Annotated in this window: 13 protein-coding genes; 7 read left to right on the top strand and 6 right to left on the bottom strand. The window is 75.2% G+C overall.

Annotated elements, in window-relative coordinates; translation table 11 throughout:
• Positions 1-61: 61 nt before the first annotated feature.
• Positions 62-622: a MarR family transcriptional regulator gene (locus AB0442_RS02350; protein WP_366160062.1), complete on the bottom strand. Its 561-nt coding sequence runs from the start codon at positions 620-622 to the stop codon at positions 62-64.
• Positions 623-762: 140 nt separating this feature from the next.
• Between AB0442_RS02350 and AB0442_RS02355 the strand changes: the two genes are divergently transcribed.
• Positions 763-2,085 (top strand): MFS transporter, encoded by a 1,323-nt coding sequence (locus tag AB0442_RS02355; RefSeq protein ID WP_366160063.1) that lies wholly within the window; start codon positions 763-765, stop codon positions 2,083-2,085.
• A 112-nt stretch (positions 2,086-2,197) separates the two neighbouring features.
• The gene (locus AB0442_RS02360; protein WP_366160064.1) at positions 2,198-3,583 is read left to right on the top strand and encodes an FAD-binding oxidoreductase; all 1,386 of its coding nucleotides are present in this window, start codon (positions 2,198-2,200) and stop codon (positions 3,581-3,583) included.
• Positions 3,584-3,690: 107 nt separating this feature from the next.
• Here AB0442_RS02360 and AB0442_RS02365 read toward each other — a convergent pair whose 3' ends face one another.
• Positions 3,691-4,971 carry an IS21 family transposase gene (locus AB0442_RS02365; RefSeq protein WP_366160066.1) on the bottom strand — a complete coding sequence of 427 codons (1,281 nt, stop codon included), beginning with the start codon at positions 4,969-4,971 and terminating at the stop codon, positions 3,691-3,693.
• A gap of 336 nt (positions 4,972-5,307) precedes the next feature.
• Here AB0442_RS02365 and AB0442_RS02370 point away from each other — a divergent pair, with 336 nt between their 5' ends.
• On the top strand, positions 5,308-5,628 hold the full coding sequence (locus tag AB0442_RS02370) for a hypothetical protein (protein ID WP_366160068.1): 321 nt from the start codon (positions 5,308-5,310) through the stop codon (positions 5,626-5,628).
• A 157-nt stretch (positions 5,629-5,785) separates the two neighbouring features.
• The gene (locus tag AB0442_RS02375) at positions 5,786-6,322 is read left to right on the top strand and encodes a DUF2637 domain-containing protein (protein ID WP_366160069.1); all 537 of its coding nucleotides are present in this window, start codon (positions 5,786-5,788) and stop codon (positions 6,320-6,322) included.
• Positions 6,323-6,660: 338 nt separating this feature from the next.
• Here AB0442_RS02375 and AB0442_RS02380 read toward each other — a convergent pair whose 3' ends face one another.
• Complete coding sequence (locus tag AB0442_RS02380; protein WP_366160071.1) at positions 6,661-7,725, bottom strand: MerR family transcriptional regulator; 1,065 nt, start codon at positions 7,723-7,725, stop codon at positions 6,661-6,663.
• A 184-nt stretch (positions 7,726-7,909) separates the two neighbouring features.
• On the opposite strand from AB0442_RS02380, the gene AB0442_RS02385 reads away from it, so the two are divergent.
• Entirely contained in the window at positions 7,910-9,538 is a 1,629-nt protein-coding gene (locus tag AB0442_RS02385; RefSeq protein ID WP_366160072.1) for a phospholipid carrier-dependent glycosyltransferase, read from the top strand.
• 3 nt (positions 9,539-9,541) lie between these two features.
• The gene (locus AB0442_RS02390; RefSeq protein WP_366160073.1) at positions 9,542-10,291 is read left to right on the top strand and encodes an ABC transporter permease; all 750 of its coding nucleotides are present in this window, start codon (positions 9,542-9,544) and stop codon (positions 10,289-10,291) included.
• A gap of 21 nt (positions 10,292-10,312) precedes the next feature.
• On the opposite strand, the gene AB0442_RS02395 is transcribed toward AB0442_RS02390, so the two are convergent.
• The 3 genes from AB0442_RS02395 to AB0442_RS02405 all read right to left on the bottom strand — a co-directional run bounded on the left by AB0442_RS02395 (position 10,313) and on the right by AB0442_RS02405 (position 13,403).
• Complete coding sequence (locus AB0442_RS02395) at positions 10,313-11,293, bottom strand: peptidoglycan-binding domain-containing protein (RefSeq protein ID WP_366160074.1); 981 nt, start codon at positions 11,291-11,293, stop codon at positions 10,313-10,315.
• Between the two features lie 198 nt (positions 11,294-11,491).
• On the bottom strand, positions 11,492-12,400 hold the full coding sequence (locus tag AB0442_RS02400) for a GNAT family N-acetyltransferase (RefSeq protein WP_366160075.1): 909 nt from the start codon (positions 12,398-12,400) through the stop codon (positions 11,492-11,494).
• Positions 12,401-12,464: 64 nt separating this feature from the next.
• On the bottom strand, positions 12,465-13,403 hold the full coding sequence (locus tag AB0442_RS02405) for an AraC family transcriptional regulator (protein WP_366160077.1): 939 nt from the start codon (positions 13,401-13,403) through the stop codon (positions 12,465-12,467).
• 304 nt (positions 13,404-13,707) lie between these two features.
• Here AB0442_RS02405 and AB0442_RS02410 point away from each other — a divergent pair, with 304 nt between their 5' ends.
• Positions 13,708-14,199: an anthrone oxygenase family protein gene (locus AB0442_RS02410; protein ID WP_366160078.1), complete on the top strand. Its 492-nt coding sequence runs from the start codon at positions 13,708-13,710 to the stop codon at positions 14,197-14,199.
• Positions 14,200-14,226: the final 27 nt, after the last annotated feature.

Genomic DNA, 14,226 nt, shown 5'->3' on the forward strand with positions numbered 1-14,226 from the left:
CGGGACCGCCCCGGACGGAACCTCCGTCCGGGGCGGTCCCCTTCGCGCGTGCGGGCGCCGGTCAGTCCAGGTCCTCGGTGCGGCCGAGGGCGTCCGGCTGGCTCCGCTCGATCCGGCGCAGCATCCGGCCGAGCATCGCGGAGAGCGCGCTCCGGTCGTCGCCGGTGATGTCCTGCAGCAGGTCGGCCTCGAAGACGGCGGCCATCCGCATGAGCTCCAGCCACTTGTCGCGGCCGGTCTCGGTCAGCTCGATGATCACCCGGACCCGGTTGGCCTCGTCGCGCTCGCGGGTGACCAGGCCGTCGGCGACCATCCGGTCGATCCGGTGGGTCATCGCCGCCGGGGTGAGACCCAGCCGCTTGGCGAGGTCGCCCGGGCCGAGCCGGTAGGGGCTGCCGGCGAAGACCAGGGCCTTGAGCACCTCCCACTCGGCGGACGTGATTCCCAGCACAGCCAGCTGTCGGCTGTAGGCCACGTTCATCCGGCGGGACAGCCGGGAGAGCGTGGACACGATCGTCTCGACCTGCGGGTCCACGGTGGGGAATTCCCGCTGGTAGAGGGCCACTTGCTCGGCGATGCCGAGCTCGGTGGCGGCCGGCTCGTCCGGCTTGCGTGTGCTCATGGCCGTCATTCTCCCACGCATCGTGCAGCCATTAAGCCTTTGACGCCTGAGTCTTCGAAGCCTTAGATTTTAGATCTGAAATCTTGCGGGCTTAAAGCGGGAAGGGATCAACCTTCCTCGACGGCAAAGGGGTGTGCACGGTGACCGGCACGGTGAAGCAGTGGGTACGGCGGGCGGACGCGGCGGGCGGCCCGCTGCGCCGCGTCCAGATGGGCAACGCGCTCAGCGCGTTCGGCAGCGGGTTCACGATGCCGTACATGTTCGTGTACGTGGACCAGGTGCGGGGGCTGGGCTCGCTCGCGGCCGGGATGGTGTTCACCGTCTTCGCGCTCGCGGCGCTCGCCGTCCTGCCGTTCACCGGCCGCGGCATCGACCGGTACGGGCCGCGCCCGGTGCTGCTCGCCGGCGCCGCGCTCGCCGCGGTCGGCGCCTTCGCCTTCGGGCAGGCCGCCACCGCGCCGACCCTGCTGGTCTCCTCGTTCCTGTTCGGCGCCGGCATCACCGCCTGCCAGCCGGCGCTCGCCACGATGATCGTCCGCAGCACCGGCAGGGCCGGCCGCTCGCGGGCCTTCGCCCTGCAGTTCACCCTGGTCAACCTGGGCATGGGCATCGGCGCCCTGGTCGGCGGCCAGATCGTCGACCCCGCCGATCCGGCCAGCCTCACCCGGCTGTTCACCATCGAGGCGCTGACCCTGCTGGGCCTGGCCCTGGTGGCCGGCTCCGCCCGCGTCCCGCAGGCGGAGCCCGTCCCGGCCGCCGGGCGCGGCGCGGGCCAGGGGCAGGGCCAGGGCCAGGGCCTGCGCACGGTGCTGAAGGACAAGGCCATGCTGCGGCTCTGCCTGCTCGCCGGTCTGATCTTCTTCACCTGCTACGGGCAGTTCGAGTCCGGTGTCGCCGCCTTCGCCACCGGCACGGTCGGCACCGCGCCGTCCGTGCTCGGCATCGCGATCGGCGCCAACGCGCTGACCATCGTGCTGCTGCAGATGGTCGTCGTCCGGCTCACCGAGCGCCGCCGCCGCACCACCGCGATGGCCGCCGCCGGCGTGGTCTGGCTGGGCGCCTGGACGGCCGCCCTGGTGGCCGGCCTGGTCCGCTCGGACGCGCTCGCCGCGACCGTCGCCGTGGTGGCCGTGTACGCGCTGTTCGGCATCGGCGAGTCGCTGCTCGCGCCGACCCTCGGCCCGATCGTGGCCGACCTCGCCCCGGCCCGGCTGCTCGGCACGTACAACGCCGCGCACGCCCTGGTGAAGCAGACGGCCATCGCGGTCGGCCCGGCCGTCGGCGTGCTGCTGGTCGGCGCCGGCACCTGGCCGCTGTACCTGCTGGCGATGACGGCCTGCACCGTGCTGATCGTCGTACTGGCCGTGCGGCTGCGCGGCCACCTGACGCCGGCGCAGGACAACGCCGTCGTCACCGTGGCGCAGGTCCGGCCGGTGGTGCGGGAACTGCAGACCGCGGCCTGAGCCGCCGTCAGGCCGCATCCGGCTCGGATGCGGCCTTCACCCGTCCGGCCTACTGTCGGAAGCGGGGCCGCCGGCCGCGGCGGCTCCGTACCGGCCGGAAGGACGGCTCACCATGGCATCCCCTGCGAACGGCGACCTGCGTCCGGAGGAACTGGCCGAGGGCTTCGCCGGCCGGGTGCTGCTCCCCGGCGACGAGGCCTACGGCGAGGCGAGGACCATCCACAACGCCATGGTCGACCGCCGGCCCGCGGTGATCGCCCAGTGCGAGGGTCCCGCCGACGTCGCCGCGGCGCTGGCCTTCGGCCGCAGCCGCGGACTGGAGATCGCCGTCCGCTGCGGCGGCCACGCGGTGAGCGGACAGGCCCTGGTCGACGGCGGCCTCGTGCTCGACCTGCGCCGGATGAACGGGGTGCGGGTCGACCCGGACGCCCGGGTCGCCCGGGTCGGCGGCGGCGCCCTGATGCGCGACCTCGACCGGGCCACCCAGCCGCACGGCCTCGCCACCACCGGCGGCCGTGCCTCCACCACCGGCATCGGCGGCTTCGCCCTCGGCGGCGGCTCCGGCTGGCTGGAGCGCCGCTTCGGCCTGATGTGCGACAACCTGCTCGCCGCCGACCTGGTCACCGCCGACGGCCGCCGGGTGCACGCCAGCGCGCAGGAGAACCCCGAGCTCTTCTGGGCACTGCACGGCGGCGGCGGCAACTTCGGCGTGGTCACCGAGTTCACCCTCGGTCTGCACCCGCTGCCCGGCTTCTCCATCGCCCTGCTGCTCTTCGAGGCGGACCGGGGCCCGGAGGTGCTGCGCGCCTACCGCGACACCATGGAGGCCGCACCCGACGAGGTCGGCGGCGCCTTCATCTACCTCACCGCGCCGCCCGAGGAGTTCGTGCCCCCGGAGCTGGTCGGACAGCAGGCCGTCGGCGTCCTGCTCACCTACGCGGGCGACCTGGAGAGCGCCCGCCCCGCCTTCGCACCGATGCTCGGACTCGGGCACGCCGCCGAGGTGGTCACCGACATCCCGTACGCCGACCTGCAGTGCATGCTCGACGACCCGCCCGGCTTCCGGAACTACTGGTCGGCGGAGTACCTCTCCGGCTTCCCGGACGAGACCGTGGACGCCTTCACCGCGCGGGCCAAGGACATGATCCTTCCCTCGCCGAGCCAGCACATCGTCTTCGCCCTCGGCGGCGCGGTCGCGGCCGGCGACCACGAGTGGCCCGTCCCCTGGCGGGCCGCGCCCTGGGCCGTCCACCCGTTCGCGGTCTGGGAGGACCCGGCGGACGACGAGCGCGGCCGCGCCTGGACGAAGGCCGTCTGCGCCGACATGGCGCCCTGGTCGATCGGTGCCGTCTACCTCAACTTCATCGGAGACGAGGGCGAGGACCGCGCCGCCGCGGGCCGCGGCGCCGAGAACCTCGCCCGGCTCGCCGCCGTCAAGGCCGAGTACGACCCGGCGAACGTCTTCCACTTCAACCACAACATCAGGCCGGCGGCCTGAGGCCGGTCGTCAACGGCGCACGGATGCCGCACAGGTGCCCCCACGCGCTCCTGAACCGAGCACCCGCGCCCCTTCGGCGGCGGTCTCCGGGGCGGGCCGGGCCGCGGTCAGCCGTGGCGCGGGCCCGCGGGGCGGGGCACCGGTACGGCCGGGGCGGGGCGGAGGTACTGCCTGCGCAGGGCCTCGGCCTCGGCGGACGCCTCCGCGGACGGCGGGCGGCGGACGGCGGTCTCCGGGCAGCCCACCGAACCGGACAGCACCAGCCGGGGCGGGCGCTCCAGGACGAAGGTCGTGTCGCCGTCGGTCACCGTCCGGCCCGCACCGCGCGGCGCCAGGGAGTGGCGCGCGATGACCGCCCCGCTCGACGCGGTGATCGACAGGTCGGACTCGTCCAGCCGGTGGCGGACCTCCACCAGCGCCCCGGCGAGGTCCGGCGGCACGGCGTAGCGGTTGCCGCGGAAGTGGACGAGCCCGTGCTGGTCGACCGTGCGCAGGGTGCGCACGCAGGCCGGGAACGGCGCCGGCGGCAGCGCCTCCAGCGCCGGGGCGGCGGTCGGCGTGCCGTCGCCGGCCGGGATCCGGTCGTCCGACCACGCCGCCAGGCGGTCGAGGATCTGCTGGGCCGCACGTGGGCCGAGGTCGTCGACGACGCCGCGCCAGTGCTGCCCGGCGGCTGCGGCGCGCCGCTGTTCCTCGGCGGTCGGGCCGGTGGTCTCCAGTTCGATCTCGACCCCGTAGTACCGCCCGACCGGTGTGAACTCCTTGGCCAGTCGGCCGGTCGCCGGGCACCGGACGGGCGCGTCGCGGTCGAAGCGCCAGCGCGGTGCCGTGCCGCCGAGTCGCCGCAGCAGGTGGTCGACGGCCTCCAGCACCTGCGGGAAGTCGTCGCTGTCGAGGAGGACGCCGCGCCAGCGGCGGCCGTGGCGCAGTGAGCCGGTCAGCAGGTGGGCCTTCGCGCCGCCGTCCCAGCCGGGCTGGGGGTCGGCGAGGTCCGTCCAGCCGAACCGGATCTCCTCCTGGTCGGCGTGCCCGCCGCCCGCCCCGCCGCCGGGGGCGCCGGGGTGGCAGTGTCTGCACGGCGGGCGCAGCCGGTGTCTGCGCAGGGCGCGGGTGAAGGTCGAGTAGCCGCCGCGGTAGCCGAGGTCGGTGATCTCGTCGAAGAGAGCGGTCGCCGGCAGGTGCGGGTCGTCCGCCAGGCGCAGGCGGCAGTACGGGAGGAAGGAGAGGAAGACGTCCTCGGCCGGAGTGCGCACCCCGGGCTTGCGGTTCCCGGACAGGTACCTCCGGACGGTCTTGCGGTCCCGTCCGAGATGCCGGGCGATCGCCGAGATCGACCATCCCTGGCCGTGGAGCCGCCGGACATCCAGGTATTCGTTCGTGCTGAGCAACCCAAACCCCCTGCGTGCAGGCTTGCCGGCACATCGGCTGATAATTCGCAATGGAACGTTGCAAGAGAGTGACCATACAGCACCGCTTTGAAGATCGGAATCAGAGGAAACGTTCCTCCAGCGCTTGGCATCCGGGTAATTTCGGAGAGCGCGGCGGGGCACAGCGGCGGTGCGCGCCGCACGGATGGGAAAATTCGGCGAGCGGCCTTGCGCATATGCGGGCGCGCACCACCCGCGAGGAGATCCGCAGAGCGCCCGCAAGCGTTCATACGGAATGTCGCCCGAATTCCGCACACCCGGGTGGAAGATCGCTTCGTTGACCGTGGTGTGATTCCCATGCCTGACCCAGTGACCCCGCACAGCTCCGAGCGCGACCCGATCTGCAGCCTCGGGGCCTGGCTCTTCGTCCCGGACCGGCAGAACGCCGCGGGCGACGTGGAGACCGGCTACCTGGTGCGCAACGGCCGGCGCGTCGTCCTGTGGCACTGTTCCCGGATCCTCGCCGACTTCCTCCGGACGCTGCGCCGCCTGGAATGCCGGTTCGCCGTTACCGGCGGCGCCGCGCAGCCCTCCGGCGCCGCGCCCGCCGGTGCCCAGCAACCGCCGCCGGCGGGCCATTCCGCGGCTGCGCAGGGGAATGAGCCGCCCCGTGCATGACCCACTGCTGGAATTCTTTCGTCCGTACGGAAATGACCCGCTGTTTTCCGGTCCTGGAGAGCATTGTGACGGGGTGGCGGGGTCGCTCGCCGCGGACGCCGGATGGTATGCGGCGCCGACCGTCGAAATGTCCGGCGCCTGGAGTTCCGGCGTTTTCGTGCCGAGCCAGGCGGTGCCGGTCGCCGATTCCGTGCCGCAGCCCGCCCCGCCGCCGCGGACCCCGCGGAAGCGGCGCCGGGTGCGGGCCGCCGAGGTGCGGCGCGAGGAGGCGCTGGGCGAGTTGTTCCGCACCCTGCTCGCCGTCGCGGTGACGGTCGTGTGCGTGCTGGGCTGGGTCCTCTCCTACGCGCCGCTGCAGGACCTCGCCCTCACCCGGGTGCCCGGCGGGCTGTCCGTGCTGTGGCCGGTGGTGGTCTACGGGCCCTGGCTCGCCGGCTGCCTGTCGGTGCTCCGGGCCGCCCTCGACGGCCGGCGCGCGCTGCACGCCTGGAGCGTCGTCCTCGCCTTCTCGGCGGTCGCCACCGGGCTCTGCGTCTGCGGGGTCGCGCAGACCGTGCCGGACGTCATCGTCGCCGGGCTTCCCCCCGTGGCGGCGGCGATCTGCCTCGACCAGCTCGCGCGCCAGCTGATCACCCGGCACCCCTCCCAGCGGTCGAGGTCCCGGCACGGCGGGCGGACGCGGCGGGGCGGGTGACCCGCCGTGGGCCGGCGGCAGGGATCACCGCCGGCCCGCCGGCCGGAGGCCGCACCCGGCGGGGAGGCCGGGGCGGCCGGGCCCGCGCCCGGACGGCGTGCCGGACGGGGGAGCGGCTGGCGGTGGTGAGCGGCCATGCAGGACTCCTGGTCGTCGTGGTGCCCGGCGCGGGCCCGGACGGCGGACCGGGTGCCGCGGGCGGCGCAACCACCGTAGGGAAAGATCGGCATATGCCCGATCAGATTGCCGAGGTCTCCACAGATTCGGCGCACCACGTGCGATTCGGCCCAACGGCCGCGTACCGGAACCCGTCGCACGCCCCGGCCGGCCGCGGACCGTCAGGGCGCGGTGGGCATCAGCAGCGAGAAGGTGCCCGCGCGGTCCGGGAAGCGGACGGCGAGCGGGGCGACCGGGCCGCCGAGCTCCAGCACGAGCTGGCCGCGGGCGCCCGCACCGACCGCCTCCAGCAGGAAGTCCCGGTTGACCCGGACGCACAGCCCGTCCCCCTCCTCGGCGCCGCCGACCGTGAGGGCGCCGTCCGCGGAGACGGCGAGCTCCGAGACCGGGAAGTCCACGCCGTCCTGGTCCCGGCGGACGGTGCGGACGGGCCCGGCGCCGAGCCCTTCGAGCAGTGCGTCCGCGGCGATCTCCACCCGGTGGACCGGCTCCGGACGCAGCATCGGGCGGTAGTCGGGGAAGTCGGCGGGCACCGGGCTGCCGGTCGCCTCGCGGCCGCCGGCCGCGGCGGCCAGCACGCCCTCGGCCACCGTCAGCTCGGCCGTGCCGTCGCCCGCCCCGGCGAGCAGTCCGCGCAGCGCGTCCACGAACGCGGTCGGCGCGAGCACTGCCACGGACGGCCCCTCGACGGTGCCCGCGGCGGCCTCCGAGACCGCCAGCCGGTAGCGGTCGGTGGCCACCAGCCGCAGCACCGCCCCGTCGGTCTCGAACAGCACCCCCGCGACCTGCGGGAGCGAGCCGTCGGGGCCGACCGCGAAGCGGACGGCGTCCACGGCGGCCGCGAGCTCGGCGGCGGGCAGGGTCAGACGGGTGCTCTGCACGGGGTTCTCCCTCAGTTCCAGCAGGTGTCGGACGGTGGACAGCTCGCGGCGGGCGTCCGCCAGACCCTCCTCCAGGCGGCGCAGGTGCGCGTCCAGGGCGGCCGCGGCCTCGCCGGGGCGGCCGGCCAGCACCCGCGAGACGTCCGCGAGGGGCATGCCGACCCGCCTCAGCCGGGCGATCAGCCGGGCGTCGGCGAGCTGCTCCGGTGCGTACCAGCGGTAGCCGGTCTGCGGGTCGACCCGGGCCGGGCCGAACACCCCCGCGCCGTCGTAGAAGCGCAGGGCGCTGATGCTGAGTCCGCTCAGCCGGGCGGTCTCGCCGATGCTGTGAAGTCCGCTGTCCACACCGCCGACTCTGCCCCCTCGACCAGGTCGAGGGTCAAACCGCGGGGCGCGGTGGACGGCGGTGCCGCGCGGCCGGGCTAGGATCTCTCCGACAAAGGCGACATAGCGCCAGTCCGGGCCTGCGACCCGTCAGCCCGCGACCGCCGCGGCCGCCGCGACACCGAGCGAGGAGCGGCGGCAGACCATGGCGCATCCGGCAGTCACCGAGCATGCACCGGCCACGGGCCTGCCCGTCGCGGCCCGGCCGCCGGCCGTCCGGCGCGGCCCGCTGCCGTGGATCGTGCGGCACGCCGACTGGCTCGGCCCGATCGCCGTCGCCCTGTTCGCCGGACTGCTGCGCTTCTGGAACCTCGCGAAGCCGGACGCCTTCGTCTTCGACGAGACCTACTACCCCAAGGACGCCTGGTCGCTGCTGCAGCAGGGCTACGAGGGCGTCTGGCCGGACCTCGCCAACCGGGAGATCATCTCCTCCCCGCAGAAGATCCCGCTGACCGCCGAACCCGCGTTCATCGCCCATCCGCCGCTCGGCAAGTGGGTCATCGCGCTCGGCGAGTGGGTGTTCGGCCTGCACCCCTTCGGCTGGCGGGTGATGGTCGCGCTGCTCGGCACCCTCTCGGTGCTGATGCTCGCCCGGATCGGCCGGCGGCTCTTCTCCTCCACGCTGCTCGGCTGCACCGCGGCCCTGCTGATGGCGGTCGACGGCCTGCACTTCGTGATGAGCCGGGTCGGCCTGCTGGACGGCGTGTCGATGTTCTTCGTGCTCGGCGCCTTCGGCTGCCTGCTCGTCGACCGCGACCGCACCCGGCAGGTGCTCGCCGCGGCCCTCGCCGAGGGCGGCCGGGCCGCCGACGAGGTCCGCCTCGGCCTGCGGCCCTGGCGGATCGGCGCCGGCGTCCTGCTCGGCTGCGCCACCGCGGTGAAGTGGAACGGCCTGCAGATCCTGCTGGTGTTCACCGTGCTGACCCTGCTCTGGGACCGGGCCGGCCGCCGCCGGGCCGGCGCCCGCCGACCGACCCTCAGCCTGCTCCGCCGCGACCTGCTGCCCGGCCTGCTCTCCACGGTCGGTGCCGCGGTGCTGGTCTACGTCGCCTCCTGGTCCGGCTGGTTCGCGAGCGACGGCGGCTTCGACCGGCACTGGGCCGACCACCGCGCCGGGCTGTCGATGCCGCGCACCCCGGTGGTGGACGTCCCGCTGCCGCAGGTGCCGATGACCTGGGTGCCGTCGGCACTGCGCGGCTGGTGGCACTTCCACGCCCAGATGTACGACTTCAACACCGGCCTCACCTCGCCGCACACCTACCAGTCCAACCCGTGGAGCTGGCTCGTCCAGGGCCGCCCGGTGTCGATGTACTGGCAGCAGCTCAGCGACGGGCAGGGCGGCTGCACGGCGAACGGCGGCTGCGCCTCGCAGATCCTCGCGCTCGGCACCCCGCTGCTGTGGTGGGCCGCCTGCTTCGCCCTCGCGTACGCGCTGTGGCGCTGGGCGTTCCGGCGGGACTGGCGCTCCGGCGCGATCCTGGCGGGCGTCGCCGGGATCTACCTGCCCTGGTTCGGCTACCAGGAGCGGACGATCTTCTCCTTCTACATGGTGATCCTGGTGCCGTTCCTGTGCCTCGCGGTCGCCCAGATGCTCGGCGCGATGCTCGGCCCGGCGGGCTGCAGCCGGCGGCGCCGGATCTGGGGGGCGGCCGGCGCCGGGCTGGTGGTCTTCGCCGTGGTCGGCTGCTTCGCGTACTTCCACCCGCTGTACACGGCGGAGGTGATCCCCATGTCGGACTGGCAGGACCGGATGTGGTTCACCAGCTGGATCTGACCGGTGGCCGCACCGGCCGGACAACTGCTGCCGGTCACCTGGCTGCTGGGCGTCGAGATCGCGCTGCTGCTCGCCGCGGCGGTCGCGGTGGCCGGCCGGGGACGGCTCGGCCACGGGCACGCCGTGCTGCGGGCGGGCCTGCGCGCCCTGGTGCAGCTCGGCGCGGTCGCGCTGGTGATCTCCTGGGTGGTCGGCTCGCTCGGGACGTCCGCGCTGTTCGTGCTGCTGATGTTCGGGGTGGCGGTGCGCACGGCGGGCCGGCGGATGACCACCGGCCCGGGCTGGGCGTGGGCCGCCCTCCCGATCGGCGCCGGGGTGCTGCCGGTGCTGGTGCTGCTGCTCGCCACCGGGCTGCTGCCGCACAAGGGCATCGCCCTGATCCCGGTCGCCGGCATCCTGATCGGCGGCGGGCTCACCGCCACCTCGCTGGCCGGCCGGCGGGCGCTGGACGAACTGCGCACCCGGCGCGGCGAGGTCGAGGCGGCGCTGGCGCTCGGCTTCGAGGACCGCGACGCCCGGCTGGAGATCTGCCGGACGGCCGCCGCCACCGCGCTCGTCCCGGTGCTGGACCAGACCCGCACGGTGGGCCTGGTCACGCTGCCGGGGGCCTTCGTCGGCATGCTGCTCGGCGGCGCCGGGCCGGTGCAGGCCGGCGCGGTGCAGCTGTTCGTCCTGGTGGCGCTGCTCGCCGTGGAGTCCACCGCGGTGGTGCTGGTGCTCGAACTGGTCGGCCGGGACCTGGTGCCCGCCTGACACCTGCGGACGGGCCGCCGGTCAGCAGTTGGGGTCGGCCGAGGCCTTCTCCAGCGCGGCGCGCGTCTTGGGGCCGTACTGGGTGCCGTTGCGCTCGTCGCCCTTGATCCGGGCGTCCCGCTGGAACTCGCTCAGGATCCACTGCGTCCAGGAGTCGAAGGTGCCGGTGGCGAACCAGACGCTGAGCTCGCCGCAGGAGACGGTGATCAGCATCTGCTGCATCGCCCGGACGTCGGGGCCCGAGTCGCCCGGCTTGAGCACCCGGGCGGCCGCCGAGGCGCTGGGTGCCGCCGGCGGTGCGGCGCTGGCGCTCGCCGGGGCCGAACCGGCCGGGCTCGGCGCGGCCGCCCGGCTGGCGCCGGCCCTGCCGGCGGCGCGGGTCGGGGAGGCCGAGGACTTCTGGGTGGTGGAGGCGCTCGCGGTCGCGGTCGGCTCGGGCAGCCCGCCGTCCGGGGGTGCCGAGTCGAGGGTGCCGGACGGCGCGGGCAGCGCCTGGTCGAGGTTCGGCCTGTCCGAGGACGGCGACAGGGCCAGCGCCAGACCGGCGCCGACCACCGCGATGCCGAGGCCGGCGGCGATCACCGCGGTGCGGCGCCGGCCGGTGACCAGCTGGGCGCGCTCGCGCCGCTCGGCCCGGCCGCCCGGCCGCTGCTGCGGCGTGCCGTGGAAGTCGAAGACGCCGAGGTCGCCGCCGGCACCGCGGGGCGCCACCGGCTCGGGCGCAGCGTCCGGGCGCTGCGGGGGAACGCCCGGCGGTGCGGCGGGCGGCGGGGGAGCGGCGGGCGGGGCGGGCGGCAGCAGGGTCGTCGCGAACGGGTCCGGCCCGGGCCCTGCGTACGGCCGGCCGTGGCCGCCGCCCGCCGCGACGTAGGGTCTGACCAGCGGCGGACCCTCCAGGTGCGGCAGCACGGCCGTCTCGGTGGCATCCGGGGACGAGGAGGCGCACGCGCAGCCGACGGCCGTCCGGACCGTGCCGCACAGCGGGCAGAGCTCTCCCGGCATCGGCCGGTCCTCCTCGGTCGGTGTGACGAACGCGCCCGATTATGCAGGAGGTTGCACGGGTATGACAGGGAGGTTCTGTGGCGGACGGCGGCCTTGTCCTATTTGATGGTGAAACGGCCGGGATGAACGGTCGGTGACGTCCCGCCGTCCCCACGGTGCGCCACCGCTACCCCCCGCCACCGCTACGCTCCGCCCCCGCTACGCCCCGCCGCCGCTGACGTCCCGCGAGCGGCTCTCCTCCAGCACCCGGTACCCCGCGGTGGTGTACAGGTTCATCGCCACGGTGTTGCCGCCGAACACGTTGAGCATCAGCGCACCGTCGCCGGCCGCCAGGACCGCCCGCTCGCCGGCCGCCATCGCGGCCCGGCCGAAGCCCCGCCCGCGCTCCTCGGGGAGCACGTCCAGCGAGCAGCCGAAGGTGACGCCCGGCAGGAACCCGTGGTGCAGCCAGCCGGTGCCGACCGTCCGCCCCTCGGCCTCCAGCACCAGCAGGGCCTGCCCGGGCGTGGCCATGTCCTCGGGCAGCATCCGCGCGAAGTCCGCCGCCGACTTGGCCCGGGCCTCCTGCTCCGTGTGCGAGCCGGCGCGGAGCATGTCGAACACGTACGCGTCCTCCTGCTGCGCCCGCCAGGCCGGGTACTCCTCGGCCGTCATCGGACGGGCCGTCACGGCGCCCTGCTCCACCGGCGCCGCGGTCAGCTCCTTCATCCGGTTCTGGCCGCGCACCGCGTACCCGTCGAAGAGCGGGTCCGAGCCCGTCACCCGTGCCTCCACCCGCGCCGCGCCGCGCTCGGCGCACCACCGCTCGGCCCACTCCAGGGCCGCCGGGCGCAGCCGCCCGTGCCCCGGCTCCGTCCACACCTCGCCGATCCGCCCCACCGGGGTGCCGTCCCGGTCGGCCACCCCCACCGCGACGCAGCCGACCGTCCGGCCGTCCGTCCGGACGTCCGCGACCGTCCACGTCCCGGCCAGTGCGCGCTGCTGCTCGGCCAGCCCCCCGGCGGCCGCGGCGGACAGCCCCGCCGCGCGGTAGCGGGCGGCGAGGCGCTGCAGATGGGCGGGCAGCCAGGTGTCCCGGTCGGCGCCGGGTGCGATCTCCAGGGTCATCCGGGCACGGTAGGCCGCGCGGCGGCCCGGTTGCGAAGGGTTTTCCCCGGCCGCGGCGGCCGGATCAGCCCGCGCGGTGCTCCCGCGGACTCACCCCGCGTACCCGCTTGAAGGCGCTGCTCAGCGCGAACGGACTGCCGTAGCCGACCAGGCGGGCCACCGCGGCGAGCGTCGCGTCCGGCTCGCGCAGCAGGTCCGCCGCCAGGTCCAGCCGCCACCCCGTCAGGTACGCCATCGGCGGCTCGCCGACCAGCTCGGTGAAGCGCCGCGCCAGCGCCGCCCGGGACACCCCCGCCTCCGCCGCCAGCGAAGCCACCGTCCACGGCTCGGCCGGCCGCCGGTGCACCAGCCGCAGCGCCCGTCCCACCACCGGGTCCGCGTACGCCCGGTACCAGCGCGGCGGGGCCGCCTCCGGGCGGGCGAACCACTCGCGCAGCGCCGTGATCAGCAGCAGGTCCAGCAGCCGGTCGAGGACCACCTCCTGGCCCGGCGCGTCCCGGTCCATCTCCTCGCCGAGCAGCGCCGGCAGCGGCGAGGACCAGGCGTCCGCGGGCACCACCGCGACCGGCGGCAGCGCCCGCAGCAGCCGCCCGTTCACCTCCCCGCGCAGCTGGTACGTGCCGGTCAGCAGCACCGTCGCACCGTCCGTGCGCTCGCCCCAGGACCGCCCGCCGAGGTCCATCTCCTCGCACAGCGGGGCGCCCTGCGGATCGGTGGACACCTGCCCCGGGTGGATCACCACCCGCACCGGCGTGTCCGGCCGGTCCGCCACCGTGTACGGCTCCGGGCCGCGGACGATCGCCAGGTCGCCCGGCGCCAGCGCGACCGGACCGCCGGCCGCGGGGACGATCCAGGCCGTGCCGCGCACCAGGCTGACCACCGTCAGCGGCGCCTCGTCGCGCACCGCCACCGCGAACGGCGGCGCCAGCACCGAGCGCAGCAGGAACGCCCCGCATGCCCGCGGCGCCGCGAGCAACCCGGCCAGTCCGTCGGCTGCGTCCATGAACCCCAAGCCTAGAAGCGACCTGGGGGCGCGGGGAACTGCGCAGTCCGGGGGCGGTCGTACCGACAATCAGGGTCGACCCCTGGTTCGTACGGTGGCCCGCATCCGAATTGCGCAGTCCTCCCCCGGCCTTCGGCCGGGAGGTGCCCCCACGCGCCCCTGAGGAGTCGCCCCTGAGGAACCGCCCCCGAAGGCTGGACGCGTGCGTATGCGGGTGAGCGGCTCGGCCATGGGCAGGGGGGCGGGGTGCCGGTTGACTTGACGGCATGACACGGATCCGGGGGGGGAATCGGAGGTGCGACCCATGGCAACGGCACTGCTGCTCGCGGCCACCGTCGCGACGGGACTGATGGCGGGCCTCTTCTACGCGTTCGCCTGCTCGGTGATGCCGGGCCTCGGGCGCAGCGGCGACAGCACCTTCGTCGAGGCGATGCAGCGGATCAACACCGCCGTCCTCAACGGCTGGTTCGCCGCCGCGTTCGTCGGCGCCCTGCTGCTCACCGTCGCGGCCGGCGCCCTCCACCTCGGCGGCGGCGGACGGCCGGCGCTGCCCTGGATCGCCGCGGCCGCGCTGCTCTACCTGGTGGTGCTGGTGGTCACCATGGCGGTCAACGTACCGCTCAACGACCGGCTCGCCGCGGCCGGTGAACCCGGCTCGCTCACCGACCCGGCCGCCGTCCGGGCGGCCTTCGAGCAGACCTGGGTGCGCTGGAACACCGTCCGGGCGGTGCTGAACACCGCGGCGTTCGGCTGCCTCGGCTGGGCGCTCGTCCTCTCCGGACGCGCCGGGGCCTGACCGCCGTCCGGGTGTGAGGTGGTGCAG

The organism is Kitasatospora sp. NPDC085895 (assembly GCF_040702125.1).
Taxonomy (GTDB): domain Bacteria; phylum Actinomycetota; class Actinomycetes; order Streptomycetales; family Streptomycetaceae; genus Kitasatospora; species Kitasatospora arboriphila.

Excerpts from the sequence above, each read along its gene's own strand:
- AB0442_RS02410 (WP_366160078.1), top strand. The coding sequence starts at position 13,708 with ATGGCAACGGCACTGCTGCTCGCGGCCACCGTCGCGACGGGACTGATG.
- AB0442_RS02385 (WP_366160072.1), top strand. The coding sequence starts at position 7,910 with ATGGCGCATCCGGCAGTCACCGAGCATGCACCGGCCACGGGCCTGCCC.
- AB0442_RS02395 (WP_366160074.1), bottom strand. The coding sequence starts at position 11,293 with ATGCCGGGAGAGCTCTGCCCGCTGTGCGGCACGGTCCGGACGGCCGTC.
- AB0442_RS02360 (WP_366160064.1), top strand. The coding sequence starts at position 2,198 with ATGGCATCCCCTGCGAACGGCGACCTGCGTCCGGAGGAACTGGCCGAG.
- AB0442_RS02405 (WP_366160077.1), bottom strand. The coding sequence starts at position 13,403 with ATGGACGCAGCCGACGGACTGGCCGGGTTGCTCGCGGCGCCGCGGGCA.
- AB0442_RS02400 (WP_366160075.1), bottom strand. The coding sequence starts at position 12,400 with ATGACCCTGGAGATCGCACCCGGCGCCGACCGGGACACCTGGCTGCCC.
- AB0442_RS02350 (WP_366160062.1), bottom strand. The coding sequence starts at position 622 with ATGAGCACACGCAAGCCGGACGAGCCGGCCGCCACCGAGCTCGGCATC.
- AB0442_RS02370 (WP_366160068.1), top strand. The coding sequence starts at position 5,308 with ATGCCTGACCCAGTGACCCCGCACAGCTCCGAGCGCGACCCGATCTGC.